This is a genomic window from Brucella pseudogrignonensis (assembly GCF_002252525.1).
Classification (GTDB): Bacteria; Pseudomonadota; Alphaproteobacteria; order Rhizobiales; family Rhizobiaceae; genus Brucella; species Brucella pseudogrignonensis.
Genome location: NZ_NNRM01000017.1, coordinates 471,751 through 497,100 on the forward strand (window position 1 = coordinate 471,751; position 25,350 = coordinate 497,100).

Sequence of the window (25,350 nt, forward strand, 5' to 3'; positions counted from 1 at the left end):
GCTCCGTCCGTTGTTTGAGCAGCAAGCCCGCCACCCTTCTCCCAATGATGCCAGATCCTCAATAAAGGAAAGGCACGCTCCTCAAAAATTAATGTGGTCGACTTTCGTCGTAATCGCAAGAGTTACATTGACGTAAGCGTAAATTAAAATTTGAGAGAACGTCTCTCCCAATAATTACGGAGAGGGGATCACGATGCGGTGAGGCAATGTCTATTGGAGATACAAAGTGCAGCTTTACGCGACAGGAACCGGTTCGCGGCGCATGGATTTCATCATGGTTTTGATGGCTTTTCCGCCATCGCTGACCAGATCGAACCCGCGTTCACTTCTGAGCCATTCATTGAGCAGGCCACCCAACACGGCGAGCAGGATTTGCGCGGCTGAAAGGGAAGTCCATTCGCTGGAAAGCTCTCCGCGTCGTTCTGCAACTTCGAGCAATCCTGTAAAAAGCGAAAGCACATTCGCGCGGGCTTCTTTTAGATGCTCAACAAGCGGAGCGATCTCGCCGACATATTCACAACGTTGGTGGATGATAGTGAATAGATTCTGCTGCCGCTCATTGGTGATGAACAGTTCAAGTGCTGTTAGGATCGACTGTTCAAGAACATAAAGAGGATTGGGATGGTCACAGGCCGCCGCCTGTAGCATAATCTCTTCATGTGGGAAGCGAGTGCGGTTGATTAGCGCTTGAAAAATGTCGAGCTTGTCGTGAAAATGGAAGTAGATCGCACCGCGTGTCACACCAGCATGACCCGCAATCTCCATCAGAGTAGATTGCGTTAAACCGCGTTCCAGAAAGACATGCTCGGCGGCCGTCAGAATAGCATCACGGGTTTCCGCGGCCTCGGCTTTGGTCCTGCGCATTCGGGTTCTTTCGATATTCCAAGGTGAATAAAAACCCCAAAGCCGTCTCGGGATTTTACTTCACAATTGGGATAAATCATTCGTGATATGTAACATTAGGTGATTGACTATAACACGGTAATTCGTATTTACAAACATTCGTGTATGTTTATTCGGCCGCACCGTGCGACATCAAGGGCAACTCCCATTATGACCATGAACCGTTCTATTCGGCTTTTTGCGGCAGGAGCCGCATTTTTCATTATTGCAGGACAGTCTGCCTATGCGCAGGCGCCAGGAGGGGCTACGCCACCACCTCCGCCGGTCACTGTTACAGAACTCAAGGCGCAGAACGTTTCAGTCCCTTATGAATATGCCGCTCGCGTGAGCGCATATCGTGATGTTCAGGTGCGTGCTCGCGTTGGCGGCATTCTTTTGCATCGCAACTTTATTGAAGGCACGGAAGTCAAAGCTGGCGACGTGCTTTTCGAGATCGATCCGGCACCATATGAGGCTGAAGCTGCTCGCGCACAGGCGCAGGTTGCGCAGGCTGAGGCTACCTATCAGCAGTCGATCCGCGATGCGGAACGGGCCGAGCAGCTCGTTCAGCAGAAGGTGCAGAGCACAGCCGTCCGTGATACTGCCCTGGCGACGCGAGACCTTAACAAGGCTGCAGTTGCGGCTGCCAAGGCGCAGTTGCGCACGGCAGAACTGAACCTGAGCTATACCAAGGTTACGGCGCCTATCAGCGGCATCACCAGTCTCGAACAGGTTTCCGAAGGCAGTCTGATCGGTACGGATGCTTCGTCGAGCCTGCTGACATCGATCACCCAGATCAATCCGGTTTACGTCAACTTCTCCTTCACGGACTCGGAAGCTGCGGAAATCCGCAAGCTGCGTGAAGCACGCGGAGCGACGGGACAGGATGCGGATCGTCTACGCATCCGGATTCTGTTTGGTGACGGTGATGCCTATGACCATGAAGGCACCATCGACTTCACATCCTCGTCGCTCGATACGGAAACCGGAACGCTTGGCGCCCGTGCTGTCGTTGACAATCCTGATCAGCGCTTGATCCCAGGTCAGTTTGTTCGCGCATCGATCCTTGGCGTAACCATCGACAACGCAATTCTGGTTCCAAAAGCGGCTCTGATGCAAAGCCCGCAAGGCCAGTTCGTCTATGTTGTGAACAAGGAAAACGTTGCGGAAGTTCGGCCAGTTACGGTTTCCCGCGAACTGACGGATGCATGGCTCGTCAGCAAAGGCGTTCAGGCTGGCGACCGTATCATCACCGAAGGTGTGATCAAGGCGGCCCCAGGCAAAACGGTTCAGCCGGTTGAAGCTTCAGCTGAGAAGGCTGCAAGCGAAGCTGGAGCAGAGGCCGGAAAAGAACAGGCGGCAGACAAGCAATGAATAGATTCTTCGTCGACCGTCCGGTTTTCGCGGCGGTCATCTCCATCATCATTGTGCTGGCAGGCCTCATTGCGATGCGGATCCTGCCTGTCGCGCAATATCCCGAGCTGACGCCGCCCCAGGTTGTCGTCAGCGCGACCTATCCGGGCGCAAGTGCTGAAACGGTCACGCAAACCGTTGCGGCACCGCTTGAGCAGCAGATCAATGGCGTCGAGAACATGCTTTATATGCAGTCCTCGAGCCTTGGCAGCGGCACCATGCAGCTGACCGTGACCTTTGCTCTGGGCACCGATCCGGATCAGGCAACGATCAACGTCAACAACCGTGTTCAGCGTGCAACTTCGTCTCTGCCGCAGGAAGTGCAGCGTCTCGGCGTGACCGTCGATAAGCGCTCCAGCACCATTCTCGGCATGGTGGCGATGTTCTCCACCACGGATCGCTATGACCGTACCTATGTTGGTAACTACGCGCTTTTGAACGTCATCGACGACCTCAAGCGCCTTACTGGTGTGGGCGATGTTCAGCTTCTCGGCAACATCGATTATTCGATGCGCGTCTGGCTGCGTCCGGACAAGCTTGCACAGTATAATCTGACACCAACCGATGTTCAGACGGCAATTCAGGAACAGAACGCACAGTTTGCGGCAGGTCGCTTTGGCGATCAGCCTGATCCGCAGGCAGGGCCGTTTACTTACACGGCAACAACGCAAGGCCGTTTGCCGGACGCATCAGCGTTCGAAAACATCATTCTTCGTTCCGACAAGAATGCTGCAACGCTGCGTCTTAAGGACGTTGCCCGTGTGGAACTGGGTACAGAAAGCTATCTGGTAGATAGCGCCCTCAACGGCACTCCGGCTGTTCCGATTGCGATTTATCTGCAGCCGGGCGCCAACGCGCTCAACACGATGGAGCTTATTCAGAGCCGCATGGCGGAGCTGAAAACAAGCTTCCCTGAAGGTATCGACTATTCGGTTCCATTCGATACGACCAAGTTCATTAAGGTCTCTGTCGAGGAAGTGATCCATACTTTCATCGAGGCTATCATCCTCGTTGTTCTGGTGGTCTTCATCTTCCTTCAGAACTGGCGTGCAACGCTTATTCCAGTCATCGCGGTTCCGATCTCGATTATCGGTACATTCGCAGGCATGTATGTGCTTGGCTTCTCCATCAACCTGCTGACATTGTTCGGTCTGGTTCTGGCGATCGGTATCGTCGTGGACGACGCCATCGTGGTGTTGGAAAACGTCGAACGCATTATGACGACCGAGAAACTGCCGCCACGCGAAGCTGCCATCAAGGCAATGAGCGAAGTGACAGGGCCGGTAATTGCGATTGTTCTGGTGCTCTGCGCCGTGTTCATTCCGGTCGCTTTCATGGGCGGTCTGGTCGGCGAAATGTATAAGCAGTTCGCTGTTACGATTGCGATTTCGGTGACGATCTCCGGTATCGTGGCTTTGACGCTGACGCCCGCACTCTGCGCGCTGATCCTGAAGCCCGGCCATCATGAGCCGATGCTGCCATTTCGTATCTTCAACCGCTTCTTCGACAGTTTGACGCGCGGTTATACCAACGGCGTGCGCTTCTTCCTGAAACGCGCTGCTATTGGCTTGCTGATTTTTGCAGGTCTGTTGGGCGGTACATATTATCTCTTTGAGAAAGTACCGGGATCGCTTCTGCCAGACGAAGATCAGGGCTTCCTGTTCAGTGTGGCCATCCTGCCGCCAGCGGCATCGCTGGAGCGCACAAGTGCGGTTCTTCATGAGGCCAGCGAAAATATTCGTAAGCATCCCGCGGTAGAAAGCGTGTTTGAAGTCTCCGGCTTCGACCTGCTCTCGGGTGGTCTTAAGACCAGTGCCGGTACGATGTTCATCATGCTCAAGGACTGGAAAGAACGCACGACGCCGGATCTCGACGCGCGCAATCTGCCCGGTGCAATCATGGGTATGAATGCGGGCATTCAGGATGGTCTGGTTCTGGCATTCAACCCACCTCCGATCATGGGTCTCAGCACGACCGGCGGTTTCGAACTTTACGTGCAGGATCGTACGGGTGGCGGTGTTGAATCGCTGACTAATGCGACCAAGCTTCTGACAGATGCCGCGGCCAAGCGCCCGGAACTGACGGGTGTGCGCACAACGTTTGATCCGAACGTGCCGCAGTATGATATCCAGCTTGACCGTGAAAAAGCCAAGGCGATGGGCGTGCCGATCAATTCGGTCTTCACCGCCATGCAGGCGACCTTCGGTAGCGTTTACGTCAACGACTTTACGCTTTATGGCCGCAACTATCAGGTCAATCTGCAGTCGGAAGCCGAGTTCCGCCGCGACCCGAGCGATTTGAAGCATGTGTTTGTGCGCGCCGATTCTGGCAGCATGATCCCGCTGAGCGCGCTGGTAACGGTCAAGCGCGTTGTTGGCCCTGATCAGCTTGAACGTTTCAACGCGTTTAATGCGGCTAAGGTCACGGGTAATCCGGCACCGGGTTACACGTCGGGTGACTCGATCAAGGCGATGCAGGAAGTGGCTGCTGAAGTGCTCCCGCAGGGCTATCAGATTGCCTGGACTGGCTCCGCCTATCAGGAAGTCACGACAAGCGGCAGCGGTAGTCAGGCTATGATCTTCGGCTTGCTCATGGTGTTCCTGATCCTTGCCGCCCAGTATGAACGCTGGAGCCTGCCACTGGCAGTCATTACCGCTGTGCCTTTTGCGATCTTCGGTGCATTGCTGGCAACTGATCTGCGTGGTCTGACCAACGACGTCTACTTCCAGATCGGTCTGGTGACGCTCATAGGTCTCGCGGCAAAGAACGCGATTCTGATCGTGGAATTTGCAGTGTTGCAACGCGAAGAGGGTAAGTCAGCCATCGAAGCTGCTGCTGAGGCTGCTCGCCTGCGCTTCCGTCCGATTGTGATGACGTCACTGGCGTTCATCCTTGGTGTGGTCCCGCTGGCAATCAGCTCTGGTGCAGGTTCGGCAAGCCGTCACTCGATCGGTACCGGCGTTATCGGTGGTATGTTGGCTGCGACCTTCATCGCGACCTTCTTCATTCCGATGTTCTATAGCCTGATCGCACGCAAGCCGCCTAAAAAGCGTCCTGATGATGTAGCTGGAGCGCCAGCGCCTGTGCAGCAGCAGGCAGCACATGGCGACGAGAGCGGTGCGACGCACTAAAAGTGATCAGCCCCGGCATATTCCTACGGATGTGCCGGGGTTAGAGAATAAGAAAAAGCCCCGCTCTCAAGCGGGGCTTTTTGTTGAATGCCGTAAGGCGCCAACGGAGCATCTGATGACTCAAGCGCATCCTATGGCCCATCATTATTTGGAAGCTTATGTGCGAAGTCTACCAAGCGCTATCCGCACCTGTTCGCTACGCTTCGTCAAAATCCATCGCCATCTACAGGCTCGTGACCGACAATCTATCTCGGGATCACCTGACTTTCTTAGAAATGCGTCATTATGCTTTGAGCAATCGCCCAAAGGATAATTGCTGCAGGAACAGTCAGGCACGCCAGAAAAATCCCAAAGAACACATAGGTTGCTTCATTCGGCGACCGCTGGGTCTGTGCAGGAGACTTGTGCCAATGAGTGCTGATGCCTTGGTACATGTATAATTCCTCCTTCTCCTCGATTTTGATTATCGATTAAAAGAAGAATTCTTCAAGAACAAATAAACATATGGATTTATTGGGAAAATGTGATATAAGGCGATACGAAATTACATAATAAGACGCGATTTAGCGCTTTAATTTCCTGAAAATCCAATTCAATATTTTGATTTCAAATAATTTTACTTATGTACTGTAAGTATCGAATGGTCGGAAATTTCAATAATCACTGAAAATTCGCGGTGCTGCGTTCCCGTTGGTGCGACAAAATGGCACGAAATTCTGCGGCGTGCGTCGGTCAAAGAGTTGGCATGAACGGGCGTAACCCGCCGAACAGATGATTCTGTCACGCGATTCATGCGCAGCTGTTGCAGGTCTTAATCAATAGAAGCTGGTTGGGAAGTAGCGCAGATAGAGCTCTGTGAGTTTGCCCTGCTGCTGTAATGACTGCAACGCACTGTTAAAAGCGATTGCCAGAGCAGCATTCTTTTGAGCGACAGCAATTGTCAGACCTGAGCCAAGATATTGCGGTGCCAGATATGGCCCGTCTGTGAAGACGCAGCAATCATGAGCCTGATCACTTTCAAGCCAGAATGACAGCGACATGCCGTCATCAAAAGCAGCGGTGATCTCACCTTTTTGCAGTGAAGCTAAGAGAGCAGCTCGGTCGGGAAATGATTTGGCAACGGCTTGTGGAAAATATGCTTTTAAAAGCTGTTCATGCGCAGAGCCTGCTACAACGCCAATGTCTTTGCCGCGTGTTGAAATCGCCGCAGGTTCGGAAAAGCTATTTGCTTTTTTGGTTATGAAGCGTGCGGGAAAGCGCATATAGGCGCGGGTGAAAACGAATTTCTGCCGGCTTTGCGCATTGACACTCAAGCCTGCGATGATTGCTTCCGCTTCACCACTTTCCAGCTTGGCTTCAAGTTCATTCCAGGGAACAGCCTCGATCTGGCATATGTCGCTCAATCCCATCTGACTGCAGAGCGTTTTCGCAAGGTCAATATTGTAGCCTGAAAGTTGTCCGGCTTCGTTAAGTGCATTGAAGGGCGGGAAATCGAGCGTCGTCACGAAGCGCAGCCGATTAAGTCCCTGAAGGGATGGCAAGGCCAGCCTTTCCTTCTGGTTGAAGAAGTCAGGTGCCTTGGGCGCGGGCTGGGCGCCGACGGAGATGCTGCTGGCAAGCCAGCAAGTTGCAACCGCTATGCTCAAAAGGTGCCGTTTCATTGGAGCCTTGTGTAAGCAATATCTGATAATTTCACGTTAATAGAGCCTATGTGGAAAACTATGCAATGAATTTGAATGGGTTGGCATTAATTTGACCGTAAAGATCCTGAATATAGTTATATTTAAATAATTCTGTTTCAATTTAAAATAGAATGAAATAAATATCTATATAGAGGGGTTATTTTCTAAATACATAATTTAGTTAAATAAATAATCCTCATCAAGCATTATAATAAATATTAGTGAAAAATAAAAATAGTCCATTAGTAGTGCGGGGGTACTATGAGTAACGGATCGATTGCTTCCGATCTGGGGATATGCACGGCCATATCTGCCAGATTGGAGCGACGCGGTGTGTCGCGTGATTGCCTGACGAAAGCCTATGAAGCATCCATCATCAACGGGACAAGCTTTTGCGCCGAAATTTCGCATCAGCGGGGTGTTTCAGAGACGTTGTTGTTTGAAGCAATAGCCGACTATCTCGAATTGACATTCACAGAGGAGGTCCTCTCGTCACGCGTCTTTGTTACGGGTGAAGAGACATCGGCGATTTTTACGGAGCCGGGACAATTGACGGTGCTCGGAAAGGACGGCACTTCCTATCTTTATCTCGCCCCGACTGAAAGTCGTATTGCAAAACTGCGCGACCATATTCAGCAAACACCAGAACTGCGGGAGCGGATTAGGATTTCCACACCGTCGGTCATCAAGAAGATCCTTCGCCAGCGCCATCAGAAGGATTTGATCGCGCGGGCGCATGGAATGACACCACAGCTGTTTTCAGCAGCCCGGGTCCTTGAAACGCCACAGGCTTTCATCATTGCAATGGGGCTTTATGCGTTTATTGCAAGTTTCGTGAATTGGCCGTCAAAAACTATTCTATTCCTGCACGTCTGTCTGACATTGTTCTTTTTCGGCTGTGTACTCATCCGCCTCTTCGCAGCGGTTTCAAGCCGTCGTCTGCGTTTTCCAGAAATCGTGCCGTTTAATCGATGCGACTTGCCGGTCTACTCTGTTCTGGTGCCGCTCTATCGTGAACAAGCAGTTGTGGGGCAACTAATTGCTTCGCTGGAGAGGCTTAACTGGCCGCGCAGCAAACTCGATATCAAACTTGTCTGCGAGAGAGACGATTTTGATACCATCGGGGAAATCAGGGCGAGGGCTCTTCCATCAAATTATGAGCTGGTTCTCGTTCCAACAGGCGGTCCGCGCACCAAGCCGAAGGCGTTGAACTATGCGCTTCAATTTGCACGCGGCGAAATCATAGCCGTCTTTGATGCAGAGGATCGTCCTCATCCAGATCAGCTCCTTGAGGCATGGCAGGCGTTTCAGCGGGGTGGCGATCAGCTTGCTTGCGTTCAGGCGCCTTTGATTATCGGAAACTTCCGGCAAAACCTGCTCACGCGTATGTTTGCATTTGAATATGCCACGCTGTTCCGTGGGTTGTTGCCATGGCTTGCTTCCCAAGGATTGGTTATCCCACTGGGCGGCACATCCAATCACTTCCGCCGTTCATGCCTTGACCAGGTTGGTGGGTGGGACGCCTATAATGTCACCGAGGATGCCGATCTTGGAATGCGGCTCGCTCGCTTTGGTTACGGTATCGATGTTATCACTCGGGGCACCGTCGAAGACGCGCCGGTTGACTACTCGGTCTGGCATAAGCAGCGTACGCGCTGGATCAAAGGCTGGATGCAGACATGGCTCGTTCATGGACGTAATCCATATGCCACCTGGCGCGAGCTTGGCTGGTGGCGCTTCGTCGTCAACCAGATTTACACCTTGGGTATTATTGGTTCGGCGCTTCTGCATCCATTCATGCTGGTGACCGTGCTGGTTCTTGCGGGGTTTATGCTGTTTGGCCCTCTCGATTCCCAAAACCAGTGGCTGTTGCGCATTGATATGATCAATATCATGCTGGCCTACCTGAGTTTCTATGTGCTTGGGTCGAAGACTATGGAGCCGACGGAATTAGGCGGTTATGCCTATATTCTCGCCATCCCAGCCTATTGGGTCTTGATCTCAGTTTCGGCATGGCGAGCTCTGTGGCAGCTGGTGTGGAAGCCGCATCTCTGGGAGAAAACACCACACCAGCCAAGCACGTTCTATTTGCCGGAATCGGATGCCGCCGGTGTTTTGGAAGCAAGAAACTCAGCGCCTCGTCCGATAATGGATTGATCTTCCGGGCCGATGGCTTCGAGATCACGCCCTTCATAAGGCAAACTCAGGAGAATGCGCCGGATTGCAGCCAATCTGGCGCGTCTCTTATCGTTGGATCGAATAATCGTCCATGGCGCGTAACCGCTATCTGTGCGCTCAAGCATGACATGCAGCGCTTTGGAATAGTCATCCCAGCGTGAAATACCCGCAACATCCATCGGTGAGAATTTCCAGCTTTTCAGTGGGCTGTGGCGGCGCTCATGGAAACGCTTGAGCTGCATTTCCTGTCCGATATCCAGCCAGAACTTGAACAGGTGGATACCTTCGGTGACGATCATCCGCTCGAAATCAGGCGTTTCCGTCAGAAACGTTTCAAGTTGCTCGGGCGTACAGAACTGCATGACGCGCTCAACACCTGCACGGTTATACCAGGAACGGTCGAAGGTGACGAATTCACCCGACGTGGGGAAGAGCTGCACGTAGCGCTGAAAATACCATTGACCGCGCTCGGTTTCAGTGGGCTTTGGCAAGGCGACATTGCGCGCAGTTCTGGGGTTCATGAACTGCCGGATGGTGAAGATTGTTCCACCTTTGCCAGCAGCATCCCGCCCTTCAAAGACGCTGATTACCCGTCCACCGGTACTTTGCAGCCAGTATTGCATTTTGACGAGCTCGATTTGAAGCCGCTCCAGCGTTTCCTCATAATCCTTCGATTTCATTTTATCAGGATAAGGATATCCGCCAGATTGCAGAGCCTGGTCATCAATCCAGTCCGGAAGCTTGGGATCGTTGATATCGAACTTGTGGGTGTCGCCTTCGATTTTGATCTTCAGAGGCTTGTCGCCGGATTTTGAATTGTCTTTTTCCGCTTTCTTTTTGTTAGCTGTCTTTGAACTGTCACCCACGGCAAGCTCCTTTGGTTTATATAAAGGCACGTTTACGCAGTGCCCGCCGAACCTAGTGCATGCCGCAGAAATTGGGAAACCGTCTTCGCGGGGAAATCAGTTTACTGGGCTGATTTCTAATCCCGCTACGATCCGATAACGACATGCGAAAGAACAAGGACTTAAAGCGCATCATTTGGAAATGATAAAATGCGATACGCTTTAATGCATGATATGGGCTGTTTATAAGCCGCGTAAAGGATCGTTGACCCGCTTTCGGGACAATTACATGCGTAAGGTAAATGGCTTGCGCGCTGTCTGAATTGAGAGATTTGAGAATGAGTGAAAGCAGCAACCAACCTTCTCCCGGTTCCGAGCCAGAGGAAACCCTCTTTGCTCCGCTTCTCAGGGTCAAGGGTGTGCTTATTGCCAGCCTGGTGTTGGTGGTTTGCATCATGGTGCTGGAGTTGCCCTTGTGGTTTCGCATCCTTTTGATGGTTCTGGTCGTCGTTGGCGCCATCTGGGTCGCAAGCGCCACGCGCGATGACCCTGTTGAGGAAAAGCTGCAGGATGAACATCCCGTCAATGAAATGGCTGGTGTTTCCGGTGAGCGGCTTGCCGATCTTCTGACCGATCCGATGATTGTATTTGATCAGCGTGGAACTGTGCTCTTCGCAAATGCTGCAGCGCTCAGTGCCTTCCAGTCACTTGAAAAAGATACAGGTCTTTATCTGCGGTTTCGTGCTCCGGAAATGCACGCACTTATTCAAGGCGTGATTGCTGACGGTGAGCCGCGCAGCATAGACTATTTCGAGCGTGTGCCGATTGACCGCTGGTATAAGGCGATGGTGAAGGCTCTAAGGGATGCATCGGGCAAACCGGAACTTTTCGTTCTTCTGTTCCGCGATCAAAGTGAAACACGTCGCATCGACCGTATGCGTTCGGACTTTATCGCTAATGCCAGTCACGAGTTGCGTACGCCGCTTGCCTCATTGCTTGGGTTCATCGAGACGCTGCAAGGCCCGGCACGCAATGATGCAGGCGCACGCGAGCGGTTTCTGGGTATCATGCAGAAACAGGCCGAGCGCATGTCGCGTTTGATTGACGATCTGCTTTCTCTCTCACGTTTGGAAATGCGCGCGCATTTGGCGGTGAGCGAATGTGTGGATATGACCGCTGTGCTCAACCACGTAGCCGACACACTGACACCTCTCGCCGCGGGTCTTGATGTCGTCATTGAGCGACACTTCCCGGATCATCCGGTCAATGTGACTGGCACCAGAGATGAACTTATCCAGGTTTTCCAGAACCTCGTTGAAAATGCCTGTAAATATGGGCAGGGCGGCAAACGTATCATTCTAAGCCTGGACGAAGAGAGCAGCGAAAACGCCTCGGAAGTCGTAGCCTCGGTGCAGGATTTCGGTCCGGGCATTGCTGCCGAGCATCTCCCGCGTCTGACCGAACGCTTTTACCGCATCGATGTCGAAACAAGCCGTGCTCAAAAGGGAACAGGTCTGGGACTTGCTATCGTCAAGCACATCCTCGCTCGCCATCGCGCCCGCCTTGTTGTACGCTCGCAGCTTGGCGAAGGTTCTACCTTTATGGTCCGTCTGCCCAAGCGGGCGTAGGCAGATCATCCATGCTTCTTATAGCATTTCCAGCAAAAGTGCGAAGCGGTTTTGCGTCGGATAATGCGTAAAAACAAATAGTTACAGCGGTTCCAACGATTCTTTCTTAACTGGAACCGCTGTAACGGACAGTTGGGAGCCGCCTTGAGGAGAGAGAGAGCAAAGAAAAACCCCGGAGCGGAAACGCTGCCGGGGTTTAAATTTATTGGACGCTGGTAAAGGAGATTAGCGCGCGCGACGACGTTCCGCCGTCGGCTGGAAAGCCAGCTTCGAATGATAGCTGCAATATGGGCTGGATTCACCGGATTCACTGCCGCAGAAGTGGAAATCTTCATTGAGTGGATCGCCGATCGGCCACTTGCAGGTGCGCTCGCTGAGCTGCAGAAGTGTCAGCTTGCGGGAAATTGGAACAACGACGTCCGACGCTGGGCGTACGACGCGTTCTGTTACGGCATCTGCAACATATTCCATCTGAAGCGCAGTTGCACCGACGGTCTGCGTGACAGTTGCTGTGCGAATGGTTGTGGTCGCCTGTGGGCGGCTTGCACCATTGCTATGGGTGGTTGCTGCAGGACGCGGGGTCGCTGCAACGGTATTTACTTTTTTACTGCGTGGTGCTGCGGTCGTGGTCTTGCCACGACCCGAAAGCTTCAGGCGGTGCACTTTACCGATCACTGCATTGCGGCTGACGCCACCAAGCTGCGCTGCGATCTGGCTTGCACTCAAGCCTTCGTTCCATAATTTCTTTAGCAGTTCGACGCGCTCATCTGTCCAGTTCATCGCCCTGGGCTCCAATCAGTTTTCGTTATCCGGAATCCACCAGCGTCCCCGGATTGCTCCAGGCACAAACACTATATCTATCCGGGTGACTAGGTCCGCCGTACGAAATGTAGTTTTTTACTTTAAATAGAAACTACAATACCGAACGACTCCATGACAAGGGATAGCCTTGCCAGGCGGATTCCATTTTTATGGTTTTCCCCAACTTGGGTGCTAAAGACGGTTTTTCTGAGTCAGCTACGCGTATTTCGCGGGTGCATTTCAGAGGGATTTCCCGTCGGGGAAGACATCTGGCGTCTATATATCGACCCGATCGGAAAAATGCCACCCCTGCAACCGCATAGGTGCCATCTTAATCCCGCTCTTTATAATGTGAGCTTCCCGCATGAACTCATGCATAAAGATGCATGATTATCCGGGTGGGCTTTGATTGACATTTTTTTTGCGAGCGCCAATATACGCGCGGGATTAAATATTGCCGCCCTGAGGGCGGTTTTTTATTTCCGCCGGGAGGACCATGCAAAGACATGTGATCCCCGAACCCGCCAGTGAACGATTGCGTTCATGTGCGGGACATCAACACAATGGGAAACGCTGCCTGACCGGCCCTAGCCGGAGGCGCTGCATTTAAAAGGCTAATGGAGGCCTGACTGCAATGACCGACGTTACGACTGTGCAACCGCTCTACGACACTTACAATCGTGCGGCTCTGCGCTTCGAGCGAGGTGAGGGCATCTGGCTTATTACCGAAGGCGGCGACCGTTATCTCGATTTCGCAGCTGGCATCGCGGTTAACTCGCTGGGCCACTCCCATCCGCATCTGGTTAATACGCTTAAAGAGCAGGCTGACAAGCTCTGGCACCTGTCGAACCTCTATGAAGTTCCTGGTCAGGAAAAGCTTGGCAAGCGTCTCGTAGATGCGACTTTTGCAGACAAGGTATTCTTTACCAATTCCGGTGCTGAAGCGCTGGAATGCGCGATCAAGACTGCGCGCCGCTATCATTATGTAAACGGCAATCCTGAGCGCTTCCGCGTCATCACCTTTGAAGGCGCGTTCCACGGCCGTACGCTGGCAACGATCGCTGCTGGCGGTCAGGCTAAGTATCTCGAAGGTTTCGGTCCGAAGGTCGAGGGCTTCGATCAGGTTCCATTCGGCGATGAAGCGGCGCTGCGTGCCGCAATCACCGAAGAAACTGCGGCAATTCTGCTTGAGCCTGTGCAGGGCGAGGGCGGTCTGCGCGGGTTCCCTGAAGAATTCATGCGTCTTCTGCGCAAGATCTGCGACGACAAGGGTCTTCTTCTGATCCTCGATGAAGTGCAGACCGGCGTTGGCCGTACCGGCAAGCTTTTCGCCCATGAATGGTCGGGTATCACGCCAGACATCATGGCAGTCGCAAAGGGTATAGGCGGTGGCTTCCCAATGGGCGCTTGCCTTGCAACAGCAGAAGCTGCCAAGGGCATGGTGGCCGGCGTTCACGGCACGACCTATGGCGGCAACCCGCTTGCTATGGCTGTTGGCAATGCCGTGCTTGATGTCGTGCTTGCTGACGGCTTCCTTGAAAACGTGCAGGAAACTGCGCTGACCATGAAGCAGGGCCTTGCCTCGATCATCGATCGTTTTCCGAACGTTATTTCGGAAGTACGCGGTCGCGGCCTGTTGATGGGCATCAAGTGCGTGGGTCCTAACGTGAACCTCATTCAGGCTTTGCGTGATGAGCATCTGCTCAGCGTTGGCGCTGGCGACAATGTCGTTCGTATCCTGCCTCCGCTGGTTACGACGCCTGAAGAGGCCCGTGAAGCACTGGCACGGATTGAAGCGGCCGTTGAACGGCTTTCCGTCGCAAATCCGATCAGCAAGACGGCATAAAATCATGGCGAACAACGGTATCAAGCACTTCATCGATTTATCGACAGTTCCATCATCGGAACTGCGTGTCATCATGGAAGACGCCAAAGCCCGCAAAGCACGTCTGAAGGCTGGCGAGATCGAAAAGCCTTTCGCCGGCAAGGTTCTGGCGATGATTTTCGAAAAGCCGTCCACCCGTACCCGCGTGTCGTTTGACGTCGGTATGCGTCAGCTCGGCGGTGAGACGATCATGCTCACGGGGTCGGAGATGCAGCTCGGTCGCAGCGAGACGATTGCGGACACCGCCAAGGTGCTTTCGCGCTATGTTGACGCGATCATGATCCGCACGACATCGCATGATCGTATGCTGGAATTGGCTGAATACGCGACTGTTCCAGTGATTAATGCACTGACCGACGACACACACCCTTGTCAGATCATGGCTGACGTTCTTACATATGAGGAACATCGCGGCTCGATCAAAGGCAAGACCTTTGCCTGGATGGGGGACGGTAACAACGTCCTGCATTCGCTTGTGGAAGCTGCGGCGCGTTTTGATTTCAACGTCAATATCGCAACGCCGGAAGGCAGTGAGCCGAAGCAGCAATATATCGATTGGGCAAAGGCAAACGGCGCGAAAATCCTGTCCACAGTAGACCCGGACAAGGCAGTGAACGGTGCAGATTGCATCGTCACAGACACCTGGGTTTCGATGGGGCAGGAAGATCACGCTCGCGGCCATAATGTTTTCATGCCTTATCAGGTCAATGCGCATCTGATGGCTAAAGCTGACCCGAAGGCGCTTTTCATGCACTGCCTACCCGCACATCGCGGCGAGGAAGTGACCGACGAAGTGATCGACGGCCCGCAATCGGTCGTATTCGATGAAGCTGAAAACAGGCTCCACGCCCAGAAGGCCATTCTGGCTTGGTGCCTGCAAGGAGCATAATTTGGCTGACAAGACCAGCATTGAGCATAACGAAGAAGAAGTCGTTCAGATCGACCTGAATAACTTCGACTTCGCGGGCGATGACGCCGTTGTGCCCTTCCAGGTGGAAGGGCTCGACGTGCGCGGTCGCGCCGTTCAGTTGGGTGCAAGCATCGACGCTATTCTCAAGCGTCACAATTATCCGGAAACAGTCGCACGCCTGCTGGCGGAAGCGACTGTGCTCACGGTTCTGCTTGGCACGTCTCTGAAATTCGAAGGCAAGTTCATCTTCCAGACCCAGTCCGACGGACCTGTCGATATGCTGGTCGTGGATTTCCGCACACCACGTTCGGTGCGTGCCTACGCACGTTTTGATGCCGAGCGCGTCGCGGAAGCGGTGAGCGCAGGCAAAACACGTCCGGAAGAACTGCTTGGCCGTGGCACGCTTGCTTTTACGGTTGACCAGGGTTCCCACACGCAGCGCTATCAGGGCATTGTGGCTCTCGATGGATCGACGCTGGAAGAGATCGCACGCACCTACTTCCGCCAGTCGGAGCAGATTGCAACCGATATGAAGCTAAGCGTTGCAAAGCTCGTTGAGCGCGGCAGCGACGGCAAACTCGTCGAACGTTGGCGCGCCGGTGGCTTGATGATCCAGTTCTTGCCGGAATCCGAAATTCGTTCACGCATGCCGGACCTTCCGGGTGGCGATGGCGACGAAAACACAGTTGTTCTCGACCTTGAAGACGACGGCTGGGATGAAGCGCGCTCGCTGGTCGGCACGATTGAAAGCTCGGAACTGACCGACCCGCAGGTTGGCTCGGAGCGTCTGCTTTATCGTCTGTTCCATGAGCGTGGCGTTCGCATCTATGAGGCGATCCGGGTTATCGATGATTGCGCCTGTTCGCGCGAGAAGATCGAAGGCGTCTTTTCAAACTTCTCGGCTGAAGAAATTCAGGATAGCGTGGAGGATGGCAAGATTTCGGTTACGTGCGAATTCTGCTCCAAAACCTATGAGTTTGATCCTGCACAGTTTGCGAAATAAATAAGCGCATCCCGAAAAAGCGCGATGCGGTTTTCGGGATAAGCGAGACATGAAAAAGGCGCTTCAAAAGAAGCGCCTTTTTTAGTTCAGCGTGCGGCGGGCTTCTGGAATATCCAGCGAGAAAGCCGGAATATCGACTTCAAAGGCATTCCCGTCGGAAGCTTGCATTTGATATCGCCCAACCATGACACCGGATGTCGTGCTCAAGGGGCAGCCTGAAGAGTATTGATAAGAGTCGCCGGGATTAAGCGTCGGCTGTTCGCCGATAACGCCTGCGCCCTGTACTTCTTCAATATGGCCATTGCCGTCTGTGATCTGCCAGTAACGCGAGCGCAACTGTACAGTCTGAGATGAATTGTTGGCGATTGTGATCCGGTAGCCCCAGACATAGCGGTTGTCGTCTGGCTCGGACTGGTCTTCGAGATAAAACGGTTCAGCCGTTACTTCGATACCCCGCGTTACCGCTTTGTACATACGCACCCGCCTTTGAATCGCATCAAGTCTACTTGTCTCACCTATCGCTAAAGTTGCGCGGGAGGTCAACGAGTTGATGCCGACAAATGCAGCGCAATTGCCGAAATGTTCCGGCAATTGCGTCGTTTATGCATCGTTTTGCGGTCGAAAGCTGCAAAATTAGTCGATTTTTGTTATCGAGCGGCAGCTAGCGCTTCCAGCACATCCTCAACCAGATCATCCTGATCTTCGAGACCAACAGAGATACGCAGCATACCGTCAGAAATACCGAGTTCCGCGCGGGCTTCGTCCGTGAGGCTCTGATGCGTAGTTGTGGCGGGGTGAGTGATGATGCTCTTTGCATCGCCCAGATTGTTGGAAATGCTGAAGACCCGCAGCGCATTTTCAAACTTGAACGCAGCTTCCTTGCCGCCTTCGAGTTCCAGCGCGATCAGCGTCGAGCCGCCGGTCATCTGCTTGGCGATGATATCGGCTTGTGGGTGATCAGCGCGGCCCGGATAAATGACCTGTTTCACACCTGCCTGACCGGCAAGCGCATCGGCAACGGCTGTAGCCGACTGTGTCTGCTGACGCACGCGAACGCCGAGCGTTTCGAGGCCTTTGAGCATGATCCATGCATTAAATGGGCTCATACCCGGGCCGGTATGACGGAAGTAAGGCTGGAGAACTTCTTCAGTCCACTCCTGATCGGAAAGAATGATCCCGCCAAGACAACGGCCCTGACCATCAATATGCTTGGTGGTCGAATAGACGACGATATGCGCGCCGAGCTCCAGTGGCTTCTGGTAAAGCGGCGTCGCAAACACGTTGTCAACGATCAGCTTTGCGCCGATTTCATTGGCAATGTCTGCGACAGCAGCAATGTCGATCACTTCGAGCGTCGGGTTCGACGGGCTTTCGAGCAACATCACTTTGGTGTTCGGACGAACAGCTGCTTTCCAGTTTTCAATCTTTGAGCCGTCGATGATCGAAAACTCAACGCCATAGCGCGGCAGCAGCGTTTCAATAATGTAACGCGACGACCCAAAGACGGCGCGTGCGCAGATGACGTGTTCTCCAGCCTGTACCTGACAGAGAATGGAGGCGGCGACCGCCGCCATACCGGAGGTGAAGGCGCGCGCATCTTCGGCACCTTCAAGCGCACACATGCGCTTTTCAAACATGTCTGTGGTTGGGTTGGCATAACGCGAATAGATGAAACCCGGGTCTTCGCCTGTGAATCGCGCTTCAGCGGCTTCTGCTGTCGGGTAAAGAAAGCCCTGCGTCAGATAGAGGGCTTCGGACAACTCTGCAAAGCCCGAACGCAGCGATCCTGCATGAACGAGCTGAGTTGCCGGGCGTAACTTACGGGTAGTCTTATTCGTCATTTTTTTCCAACCTGTCGAAAGCTGGTCGGCCGGGGCCTGGAAATGCCTCGGCGGCCAATAAAAAACCGGCCTCGCGAACACGCAAAAGGCCGGTAACGAACCGCGGCCTTATTTTAGCGAATTCTTTAACGTGGCTGCAAGCCGGCCGGCCAAATCACCACGGAACACTTTTTCCTTATGCCTCTTGGGCAGGGTCGTCAATGCTTGGAAGGTCAGTTTTCAGGAAAAGAGCTGCCGGTGAAAGGTGCTTGGCCTCTGATTCCTGCGGAAAACCCCGAAACCAAGGGCTTTGAGGGTTGGCATCGGTGCTTAGAGCGGTCAATGGTCTTAGACCAATTTTAAGTAATTCACGGAGTTCAGTGGTATGACACAGAGGGAAGCAGGAATTCTGGCAGATGCGGATATTGCCGCGCTGTTTGAAAGCGGTTTGCTCAAATCTGCGCGTCCATTGGATGCCGATCAGATTCAGCCTGCAAGTCTCGACCTGCGATTGGGTGTGAAAGCCTATCGTGTGCGCGCATCCTTCATGCCCGGTCCGGGAACGCCGGTTATCGACAAGCTGGAACGTCTCAAGCTTCACGAGATCGATTTGACCGCAGGCGCGGTGCTTGAAACCGGCTGCGTCTATATCGTGCCATTGCTTGAAAGCTTGTCGCTTTCGCCGGAATTGTCTGCTTCCGCTAACCCGAAAAGCTCGACGGGCCGCCTTGATATTTTCACCCGCGTTATCGCCGATGGTGCGCAGGAGTTCGACAAGGTGCCTGCTGGCTATAATGGCCCGCTTTATCTCGAAGTCAGCCCACGTACTTTCCCGATTGTTGCACGCACTGGCTCGCGCTTGTCGCAAATCCGTTTTCGACAGGGACGTGCCCAGCTGACTGAAGCAGAACTTGCAACATTGCATCAGAACGAAACGTTGGTGGCTGCAGAACAGCCAAATATCTCTGGCGGCGGCATCGCGCTGTCAGTTGATCTGTCGGGTGATAAGGACAAGCTGATCGGCTATCGCGGAAAGCATCACACAGCTGTTGTCGATGTCGATAAGCGAGCTGCCAATGACGTTCTCGACTTCTGGGAGCCGATCTATGATCGTGGGTCGCGTGAACTGGTGCTCGACCCGGATGAGTTTTACATCCTCGTTTCGCGCGAAGCGGTGCATGTGCCGCCGCTTTTCGCAGCGGAAATGACGCCTTTCGACCCGCTGGTCGGTGAATTCCGTGTGCATTATGCAGGCTTCTTTGATCCGGGCTTCGGTCACACCGCTGCTGGTGGAACGGGAAGCCGTGCGGTTCTGGAAGTGCGCAGTCATGAAGTCCCGTTCATTCTCGAACATGGCCAGATTGTCGGCCGTCTTGTTTATGAGCATATGTTGAATCGCCCGAAAGCGCTCTATGGCATCGATCTGGGATCGAACTATCAGGCGCAGCAACTTAAGCTCTCCAAGCATTTCAGGTGATTGCGTTCTTCCTGATCCCGTTCGTATAAAGTGGGATGTGGTGGAGGACTGCTTAGGTGAGAAATGGGAAGGATGAGGTTCGGGAAATCATAACGGATGTGCCATCGCGCCGTCTGTCCGTGGGCATCGTTGCGTTGCCCGGTTTTACGCTGACGGCCCTCAGCCTGTTTCTCGACCCATTTCGCCTTGCAGCCGATGATCGTGATAAAAGCCGCCAGATCCGGTGTGCCTGGAAAATCTGCACATTGTCGGGCGATCCGGTCACATCCAGTTCCGGTATGGTGATTGAACCGACAGCACCCATCGGTGAGCTGGATGAGTGCGATTATGTGGCAGTTGTCGGCGGTTTGCTTGCGCAGTACCGCCCACGTCAACAGGCTTTGATTGACCTTATCAAACGCGCCGATAAGCGCGGCAAGACCGTTGTGGGCCTTTGCACAGCAGCCTTTCTGCTGGCTGAGGGCGGCTTGCTTGATGACCGAAACTGTTGTGTCAGCTGGTTCCATCGTGATGATTTTCTCGATCTTTTCGATGGCCATACCGCTGATACGACAAGCCTTTTTCATCGCAGCGGACGTCACTATACCTGTGCGGGTGGCCTGGGCGCGGCATCGCTTTCACTTTCGATCATCCAGAATGAAATCTCCGAGGAGTTGGCCCGTAAAAGCGCGTCCATTTTGATGATCCCTTATGAACTGGTGCGTTCTGAACAGCCGGCATTAAGCTTCAATGGCGTTCGTTCGCCGATGATCCGTAAGGCAATCCGCATTTTTGAGGAAACGCTTGAAGAGCCGGTGCAGATGATCGATGTGGCACGCAAGCTCGGCATTTCGGTGCGTCAGATGGAGCGCGGTTTTCGCATGGCCGTGGGGCGCACGGCTTTTGAGGTGCGTGAAGAATTGCGCGTTAAAAAGGCGCGGGAGCTGCTGTCCGAAACCGGGCTATCTTTGCTGGAAGTGGCAGTCGCCAGCGGCTTTACGGATACGCGCAGTATGAACCGCTCTTTTGTTCGCCAAAAGCAGAAGCCACCACGGGATTATCGCAAAGAACGCTGAATCTATGAGCTTACTTGCGAATCCCGCGCCGACAACCTATTTTCCGCGGCGAAACTGCCACTTTGGCAGGCGACCAAATACTGGAGATTTGCATGTCTGATGGTGTAAACCGTTTTCTTGGCGATACGCCTGCACGCGTGCTGATCAAGCTTGTGCTGATCTCGCTGGTGGTTGGCGTGGTGATGAGCGCGTTCCACTGGACGCCTTATGATATCCTCTATGGCATCCGTGATTTTGTTCTGCGTCTTTGGAACATGGGCTTCTCTGCCATTGCAGGTTTTGCCGATTATCTCATCCTCGGTGCGGCCGTCGTCATTCCTGCCTTTATTTTGCTCCGTATCCTGAGCTACCGGAAATAATCAGAGCATTTCCTGCGAAAGTGCGAAGCGGTTTTGCGTAGGAAAATGCTTAGTAAAAAGCCTTTCGGAAGCGGGAAATGCAAAACAACGACACCTTTAACCTTACCCGGCGGGGGGTTCTGATCCTCGCCGGTGGCGCTCTGGCTTTCGCGGCTTTGCCCGCGGGTTTTGCAGACGCTGCAGCAGACGTTGACCCGACAGAGCTCTTCAATCAGATCCGCAAGTCCAACGGTCTGCCGCTTATGGCAACCAACGGCAAGCTTGAGCAGGCAGCGCTTTATCAGGCACGTCGTATGGCGAGCCATGGCAAGATCGGCCACTCGGTCGGCTGGGGCAATGGGTTTGTTTCGCGGCTCAAACAGGCTGGCATTCGTGGCCCTGCGGCGGAAAATGTTGCCGCTGGACAGCCAAACACACAGGCCGTTTTTGATGCCTGGATGAAATCACCAGGGCATCGCAAGAATATGCTTGATCCGACCTTCGAGCATTATGGCCTTGCATGGGCGACGCCTGAAAACAATCCGCGTCGCCTATACTGGGCGATGATGCTCGGCCTCTGAATATTGTTGAACGCGCTCCTGACATAAGGCTGTCAGGGCTGCGACAATACGGTGGCCGAATTCACTGTCGTTTTGAATGATTCCAGAATAGAGCTTACCGATATTGCGACCGATATTCGAGGAAAGCCAGGGATCAGATGCTGCACGATCAGAGCATTGTTTCCAGACCATTTGAAGTGACCCATCGCATGGTGATGATGATCGCCGTGCCGATGACACTCGCCGCCGTCACTACGCCCTTGCTTGGGCTGGTGGATATGGGTGTGGTCGGTCAGATGGGGCAGGCCGAATTGATTGGTGGCCTCGCTATTGGCGCACTGGTTTTCGATTTTCTGCTGACCATGTTCAGCTTTCTGCGCTCCGGAACCACCGGGCTTGTCGCACAGGCGATGGGGGCAGGCGACAAGGCAGAAGAACAGGCAATCTTCTGGCGGGCTATCATTATAGCGATTGCTGCTGGCTTGCTGATGATACTGAGCCTGCCGCTCGTGCTAACCGTTGCGTCTGATTTCATTCACCCGACACCTGCCACTCAGGAAGCGATGGTGACTTATGTGTCAATCCGGATGCTTTCGGCACCGGTGGCGCTTATTAATTATTCCGTACTGGGTCTGCTGCTCGGACGGGGGCAGGGTATTCTGGGCCTCAGCCTTCAGGTGCTAATTAACGGTATCAATATTATTCTCTGCATTGTGCTCGGGCTGGAACTTGGCTGGGGTGTGGCCGGTGTTGCATGGGCCACGGTGACGGGCGAAACTGTTGCGGCAATCATTGGCCTCACGCTTGTTGCGCGCCACTTCAATCGCTCGACAGGACGCAGGCCTGATTGGGCGCGCATCTTTCAGAAAGAAGGTCTTGTGCGGATGGTCGCGCTTAACCGCGACATCATGATCCGCTCCATTCTGCTTTTGACTGCCTTTGCATTCTTCACCCGCGCGGGTTCAGAGCTCGGTCCGGTGACGCTGGCGGCAAACGCGGTTTTGATGAATTTCTTCCTCGTCTGCGGTTTCTTTCTCGATGGTATGGCCGCCGCAGTGGAACAGATCGTAGGCCGCTCGGTCGGGGCGCGCTATAGCCCGGCATTTGTTCGCGGTGCGAAACTTACCTTCGTTTGGGGGCTGGTCATGGCCAGCTTGATTGCATTCACTTTGCTGGTGTTTGGTGATGCGATTATCGACCTTCTGTCGAAGGCTTCCGATGTGCGCGATGAGGCGATCAAATATCTGCCATGGGCGGCATTAACCGGGCTCACCGGCCTGCTCGCATTCCATATGGACGGCGTTTACATCGGCGCAACATGGTCGCGCGATATGCGCAACATGATGTTCTTCTCGCTGATATTCTTTTTGGCTGTGCTTTATGCAGTAAAGCCCGTGATGGGAAATCACGGGCTTTGGCTGGCAATCAATCTGTTCCTATCGATCCGCGGCATCACGCTTCTGGCGTTGCTGCCGCGCAGATACAGAACAGAGTTTTTTAAAGCATGACCCCGAAGAGTGGGAACCGGTTTTCGGGATAAGATCATGCTCAGGAGAAGTTTAGTCAGGCAGACGGCGCGCGGCCCACTCCTTTGTGTCGCGGTCGCGCAGATTGGAAATGCTTGCCACGCCTTCGGTTTTGACGGCGTCTGAAAGTCCGCGCACGATTTCGGATGCGAGACCAGGACCTCGATAGATCATGCCGGTGTAAAGCTGGATGAGATCAGCACCCGCCTTGATTTTCGTAAGGGCGGTTTCAGCACTGTCGATACCGCCAACGCCGATCAGCGGCATGTCAGCGCCGACCCGCTCGCGCATACGTGCCAGAATAATCGTCGAACGCTCAAATAGCGGTGCGCCCGAAAGGCCACCTGTTTCTTCGCGGTTCTCTGTGCTGTTCAGACCGTTGCGCGAAAGCGTTGTGTTGGAAACAATAATACCGTCGAGCTTCTGCTCAAGCGCTTCTGCAGCAATATCGTCGAGTTCTTCGTTGCTCAGATCAGGCGCGATCTTGAGGAAAACCGGACGCTTCAGCGTGCACATCTTGCCTTCTTCATCGCGGGCAGCAAGCACACGCGAGAGCAGCTCGCGCAGCGCATCGCGGGATTGCAAATTGCGCAGGCCCGGCGTGTTGGGCGAAGAGATGTTGACGGTGAAATATCGTGCCAGCTGATAGAACTTGCGAATACCGGCTACATAATCGCCGATACGGTCTTCAGCATCCTTGTTGGCACCGATATTGACGCCGACAATACCGCTCTTTCCAGCGCGCTGCGAAAGGCGCTTGAACGCTGCATCGTGGCCTTCATTGTTGAAGCCAAGACGATTGATCACAGCACGATCATCCACCAGACGGAAAATACGCGGACGCGGATTGCCGCTCTGCGGACGCGGCGTGATGGTGCCTACTTCGGTAAATCCGAAGCCGATCTTCAAGAGTGCATCAGGAACTTCGGCATTCTTGTCGTAACCGGCTGCCATGCCCACGGGATTTGGAAACTGTAGACCTGCAATCTTAACCGAAAGTGCCGGGTCATGTGGACGGCTGCAGGTGACAATGCCAGTTTTCAGCCCTGCGATGGACAGACCATGCGCTTGCTCGGCGTCGAACGTAAACAATGCACGTCGCCCAAAAAGTTCAAAAAGCCCGCTCATTTGTCCTCAAGCTCCGGGAAGATGTGGAGACCATCTTTGTCGAGCAGCAATGGCTCGACCTTAACCACTGCCGATAGTGGCAGCATTGCATAAAGATGCGGAAACAGCGCCCCGCCGCGCGAGGTTTCAAATTTCAGCGCATCGCCCAAGGCGGCTGTATCTACGCTTACCAGCAGCAGATCCGTTTGCCCGGCAAAATGTTTGGCGGCTGTTTCGCGCACCTGTTCACTGGTGGAGAAATGGATATAGCCATCGGCAATATCAACGGGTGCCCCGGTAAAATTGCCAGCCTCTTCTGCCTGCGCCCAGAGATCGCGCGGGGCGATCTTGTAGATGGTCGTTTTGGTCATGGCGGCTCTCTAGCCCGAATTTATCAGAAAATCAAAGCATGACTTGTTCGTTTTTCGCGCATAGCTCCCATATGATGGGGGTAGGCTCAAGCGCATCCCGAAAAGTGCAAAGCAGTTTTTGGATAAGATGCGCGAAGAAATAGAGTGCATCCCGAAAAGTGCAAAGCGGTTTTTGGATAAGATGCGCGAAGAAATAGAGTGCATCCCGAAAAGTGTGAAGCGGCTTTCGGACGGGATGCGCTTAAACAGGCTATTAGGGAGACAGAACCATGTCTGGCAAAAACATGCCGTTGTTTCGCACACTCGCCACGGTTTCACTTCTTGGGACCGGCTTTATTGCCAGCAGTGCTTATGCGCAGGAAAATGGCCGCTATCGCCTTGAAGGCACGGAAACCGGCTATGTGCGGCTCGATACGCGAACGGGTGCGCTTTCAGTCTGCAATGAGCATCAGGGGCAGCTTGTCTGCAAGATGGCAACCGAAGACCGCGAGGCTTATGAGAACGACATTTCCGATCTGCAGGACCGCGTGAAAAGGCTTGAGGATAAGCTTGCAGCAGTTCAGTCGGGTGCTGCATCTGCTATGCCGTCAAAGCTGCCGTCCGATGCAGAGTTCGAACAGTCGCTTGGTTATATGGAACGCTTCATGCGCCGCTTCATGGATGTCGCAAAGAGTTTTGACAGTGAGCCTGAGAAGCCGGCGAATGGTGAACAACAGTAGGCCTGTCGTTATTTAGTAG

General features: G+C 53.6%; 21 protein-coding genes and 1 riboswitch. Of the genes, 13 read left to right on the forward strand and 8 right to left on the reverse strand.

Features of this window, described 5'->3' with window-relative positions:
* Nucleotides 1-234: 234 nt before the first annotated feature.
* Entirely contained in the window at nucleotides 235-864 is a 630-nt protein-coding gene (locus CEV34_RS08825) for a TetR family transcriptional regulator (protein WP_007873487.1), read from the reverse strand.
* Between the two features lie 189 nt (nucleotides 865-1,053).
* On the opposite strand from CEV34_RS08825, the gene CEV34_RS08830 reads away from it, so the two are divergent.
* Both CEV34_RS08830 and CEV34_RS08835 read left to right on the forward strand, forming a co-directional pair.
* Nucleotides 1,054-2,256: an efflux RND transporter periplasmic adaptor subunit gene (locus tag CEV34_RS08830; protein WP_094543523.1), complete on the forward strand. Its 1,203-nt coding sequence runs from the start codon at nucleotides 1,054-1,056 to the stop codon at nucleotides 2,254-2,256.
* Nucleotides 2,253-5,426, forward strand: coding sequence for an efflux RND transporter permease subunit (locus tag CEV34_RS08835; protein WP_007873494.1), 3,174 nt, complete (start codon nucleotides 2,253-2,255; stop codon nucleotides 5,424-5,426). The genes CEV34_RS08830 and CEV34_RS08835 overlap by 4 nt, the downstream gene beginning before the upstream one ends.
* 815 nt (nucleotides 5,427-6,241) lie before the next feature.
* Here CEV34_RS08835 and CEV34_RS08840 read toward each other — a convergent pair.
* Nucleotides 6,242-7,087, reverse strand: coding sequence for a transporter substrate-binding domain-containing protein (locus CEV34_RS08840; protein ID WP_007873496.1), 846 nt, complete (start codon nucleotides 7,085-7,087; stop codon nucleotides 6,242-6,244).
* 282 nt (nucleotides 7,088-7,369) lie between these two features.
* Here CEV34_RS08840 and CEV34_RS08845 point away from each other — a divergent pair, with 282 nt between their 5' ends.
* On the forward strand, nucleotides 7,370-9,265 hold the full coding sequence (locus CEV34_RS08845) for a glycosyltransferase family 2 protein (protein ID WP_007873497.1): 1,896 nt from the start codon (nucleotides 7,370-7,372) through the stop codon (nucleotides 9,263-9,265).
* Here CEV34_RS08845 and ppk2 read toward each other — a convergent pair.
* Nucleotides 9,193-10,152, reverse strand: coding sequence for a polyphosphate kinase 2 (ppk2, locus tag CEV34_RS08850; protein WP_007873498.1), 960 nt, complete (start codon nucleotides 10,150-10,152; stop codon nucleotides 9,193-9,195). The genes CEV34_RS08845 and ppk2 overlap by 73 nt on opposite strands.
* 317 nt (nucleotides 10,153-10,469) lie before the next feature.
* On the opposite strand from ppk2, the gene CEV34_RS08855 reads away from it, so the two are divergent.
* Nucleotides 10,470-11,759: an ATP-binding protein gene (locus tag CEV34_RS08855; RefSeq protein ID WP_007873499.1), complete on the forward strand. Its 1,290-nt coding sequence runs from the start codon at nucleotides 10,470-10,472 to the stop codon at nucleotides 11,757-11,759.
* 225 nt (nucleotides 11,760-11,984) lie between these two features.
* Here CEV34_RS08855 and CEV34_RS08860 read toward each other — a convergent pair whose 3' ends face one another.
* Nucleotides 11,985-12,539, reverse strand: a complete 555-nt coding sequence (locus CEV34_RS08860) for a GcrA family cell cycle regulator (protein WP_007873500.1) — start codon at nucleotides 12,537-12,539, stop codon at nucleotides 11,985-11,987.
* A 655-nt stretch (nucleotides 12,540-13,194) separates the two neighbouring features.
* On the opposite strand from CEV34_RS08860, the gene CEV34_RS08865 reads away from it, so the two are divergent.
* The 3 genes from CEV34_RS08865 to CEV34_RS08875 are packed head-to-tail and all read left to right on the forward strand — an operon-like array spanning nucleotide 13,195 to nucleotide 16,358.
* Nucleotides 13,195-14,406 (forward strand): aspartate aminotransferase family protein, encoded by a 1,212-nt coding sequence (locus CEV34_RS08865; RefSeq protein WP_007873501.1) that lies wholly within the window; start codon nucleotides 13,195-13,197, stop codon nucleotides 14,404-14,406.
* Nucleotides 14,407-14,410: 4 nt separating this feature from the next.
* Complete coding sequence (gene argF, locus CEV34_RS08870; protein ID WP_007873502.1) at nucleotides 14,411-15,334, forward strand: ornithine carbamoyltransferase; 924 nt, start codon at nucleotides 14,411-14,413, stop codon at nucleotides 15,332-15,334.
* 1 nt (nucleotide 15,335) lies between these two features.
* Nucleotides 15,336-16,358, forward strand: coding sequence for an Hsp33 family molecular chaperone (locus CEV34_RS08875; RefSeq protein ID WP_007873503.1), 1,023 nt, complete (start codon nucleotides 15,336-15,338; stop codon nucleotides 16,356-16,358).
* 81 nt (nucleotides 16,359-16,439) lie between these two features.
* On the opposite strand, the gene apaG is transcribed toward CEV34_RS08875, so the two are convergent.
* Both apaG and CEV34_RS08885 read right to left on the reverse strand, forming a co-directional pair.
* Nucleotides 16,440-16,832, reverse strand: coding sequence for a Co2+/Mg2+ efflux protein ApaG (gene apaG / locus CEV34_RS08880; protein WP_007873504.1), 393 nt, complete (start codon nucleotides 16,830-16,832; stop codon nucleotides 16,440-16,442).
* A gap of 173 nt (nucleotides 16,833-17,005) precedes the next feature.
* Entirely contained in the window at nucleotides 17,006-18,199 is a 1,194-nt protein-coding gene (locus CEV34_RS08885; RefSeq protein WP_007873505.1) for an O-succinylhomoserine sulfhydrylase, read from the reverse strand.
* A 90-nt stretch (nucleotides 18,200-18,289) separates the two neighbouring features.
* A riboswitch (SAM riboswitch) is annotated at nucleotides 18,290-18,370 on the reverse strand.
* Nucleotides 18,371-18,563: 193 nt separating this feature from the next.
* Between CEV34_RS08885 and CEV34_RS08890 the strand changes: the two genes are divergently transcribed.
* The 5 genes from CEV34_RS08890 to CEV34_RS08910 all read left to right on the forward strand — a co-directional run bounded on the left by CEV34_RS08890 (nucleotide 18,564) and on the right by CEV34_RS08910 (nucleotide 23,116).
* On the forward strand, nucleotides 18,564-19,655 hold the full coding sequence (locus CEV34_RS08890) for a 2'-deoxycytidine 5'-triphosphate deaminase (RefSeq protein ID WP_007873506.1): 1,092 nt from the start codon (nucleotides 18,564-18,566) through the stop codon (nucleotides 19,653-19,655).
* Between the two features lie 56 nt (nucleotides 19,656-19,711).
* A complete protein-coding gene (locus CEV34_RS08895) occupies nucleotides 19,712-20,710 on the forward strand; it encodes a GlxA family transcriptional regulator (protein WP_007873507.1) in 999 nt (332 codons plus the stop codon).
* Between the two features lie 92 nt (nucleotides 20,711-20,802).
* Nucleotides 20,803-21,069: a DUF6460 domain-containing protein gene (locus CEV34_RS08900; RefSeq protein ID WP_007873508.1), complete on the forward strand. Its 267-nt coding sequence runs from the start codon at nucleotides 20,803-20,805 to the stop codon at nucleotides 21,067-21,069.
* Between the two features lie 77 nt (nucleotides 21,070-21,146).
* Complete coding sequence (locus CEV34_RS08905; protein ID WP_007873510.1) at nucleotides 21,147-21,629, forward strand: CAP domain-containing protein; 483 nt, start codon at nucleotides 21,147-21,149, stop codon at nucleotides 21,627-21,629.
* 137 nt (nucleotides 21,630-21,766) lie between these two features.
* The gene (locus CEV34_RS08910) at nucleotides 21,767-23,116 is read left to right on the forward strand and encodes an MATE family efflux transporter (RefSeq protein WP_007873511.1); all 1,350 of its coding nucleotides are present in this window, start codon (nucleotides 21,767-21,769) and stop codon (nucleotides 23,114-23,116) included.
* Between the two features lie 51 nt (nucleotides 23,117-23,167).
* Here the strand turns inward: CEV34_RS08910 and CEV34_RS08915 are convergent, their stop codons facing one another.
* On the reverse strand, nucleotides 23,168-24,262 hold the full coding sequence (locus CEV34_RS08915; protein ID WP_007873512.1) for a quinone-dependent dihydroorotate dehydrogenase: 1,095 nt from the start codon (nucleotides 24,260-24,262) through the stop codon (nucleotides 23,168-23,170).
* Nucleotides 24,259-24,612 carry a DUF952 domain-containing protein gene (locus CEV34_RS08920; RefSeq protein WP_007873513.1) on the reverse strand — a complete coding sequence of 118 codons (354 nt, stop codon included), beginning with the start codon at nucleotides 24,610-24,612 and terminating at the stop codon, nucleotides 24,259-24,261. Before CEV34_RS08920 ends, CEV34_RS08915 begins: the two co-directional genes overlap by 4 nt.
* Nucleotides 24,613-24,881: 269 nt before the next feature.
* Here CEV34_RS08920 and CEV34_RS08925 point away from each other — a divergent pair, with 269 nt between their 5' ends.
* The gene (locus tag CEV34_RS08925; RefSeq protein ID WP_007873515.1) at nucleotides 24,882-25,331 is read left to right on the forward strand and encodes a hypothetical protein; all 450 of its coding nucleotides are present in this window, start codon (nucleotides 24,882-24,884) and stop codon (nucleotides 25,329-25,331) included.
* The last annotated feature ends 19 nt before the right edge of the window (nucleotides 25,332-25,350 follow it).

What these genes read in the sequence shown, in the direction of transcription:
- CEV34_RS08825 (WP_007873487.1), bottom strand. Translation starts at nt 864, where the DNA reads ATGCGCAGGACCAAAGCCGAGGCCGCGGAAACCCGTGATGCTATTCTG.
- CEV34_RS08830 (WP_094543523.1), top strand. Translation starts at nt 1,054, where the DNA reads ATGACCATGAACCGTTCTATTCGGCTTTTTGCGGCAGGAGCCGCATTT.
- CEV34_RS08835 (WP_007873494.1), top strand. Translation starts at nt 2,253, where the DNA reads ATGAATAGATTCTTCGTCGACCGTCCGGTTTTCGCGGCGGTCATCTCC.
- CEV34_RS08840 (WP_007873496.1), bottom strand. Translation starts at nt 7,087, where the DNA reads ATGAAACGGCACCTTTTGAGCATAGCGGTTGCAACTTGCTGGCTTGCC.
- CEV34_RS08845 (WP_007873497.1), top strand. Translation starts at nt 7,370, where the DNA reads ATGAGTAACGGATCGATTGCTTCCGATCTGGGGATATGCACGGCCATA.
- CEV34_RS08855 (WP_007873499.1), top strand. Translation starts at nt 10,470, where the DNA reads ATGAGTGAAAGCAGCAACCAACCTTCTCCCGGTTCCGAGCCAGAGGAA.
- CEV34_RS08860 (WP_007873500.1), bottom strand. Translation starts at nt 12,539, where the DNA reads ATGAACTGGACAGATGAGCGCGTCGAACTGCTAAAGAAATTATGGAAC.
- CEV34_RS08865 (WP_007873501.1), top strand. Translation starts at nt 13,195, where the DNA reads ATGACCGACGTTACGACTGTGCAACCGCTCTACGACACTTACAATCGT.
- argF (WP_007873502.1), top strand. Translation starts at nt 14,411, where the DNA reads ATGGCGAACAACGGTATCAAGCACTTCATCGATTTATCGACAGTTCCA.
- apaG (WP_007873504.1), bottom strand. Translation starts at nt 16,832, where the DNA reads ATGTACAAAGCGGTAACGCGGGGTATCGAAGTAACGGCTGAACCGTTT.
- CEV34_RS08885 (WP_007873505.1), bottom strand. Translation starts at nt 18,199, where the DNA reads ATGACGAATAAGACTACCCGTAAGTTACGCCCGGCAACTCAGCTCGTT.
- CEV34_RS08890 (WP_007873506.1), top strand. Translation starts at nt 18,564, where the DNA reads ATGACACAGAGGGAAGCAGGAATTCTGGCAGATGCGGATATTGCCGCG.
- CEV34_RS08900 (WP_007873508.1), top strand. Translation starts at nt 20,803, where the DNA reads ATGTCTGATGGTGTAAACCGTTTTCTTGGCGATACGCCTGCACGCGTG.
- CEV34_RS08905 (WP_007873510.1), top strand. Translation starts at nt 21,147, where the DNA reads ATGCAAAACAACGACACCTTTAACCTTACCCGGCGGGGGGTTCTGATC.
- CEV34_RS08910 (WP_007873511.1), top strand. Translation starts at nt 21,767, where the DNA reads ATGCTGCACGATCAGAGCATTGTTTCCAGACCATTTGAAGTGACCCAT.
- CEV34_RS08915 (WP_007873512.1), bottom strand. Translation starts at nt 24,262, where the DNA reads ATGAGCGGGCTTTTTGAACTTTTTGGGCGACGTGCATTGTTTACGTTC.
- CEV34_RS08920 (WP_007873513.1), bottom strand. Translation starts at nt 24,612, where the DNA reads ATGACCAAAACGACCATCTACAAGATCGCCCCGCGCGATCTCTGGGCG.
- CEV34_RS08925 (WP_007873515.1), top strand. Translation starts at nt 24,882, where the DNA reads ATGTCTGGCAAAAACATGCCGTTGTTTCGCACACTCGCCACGGTTTCA.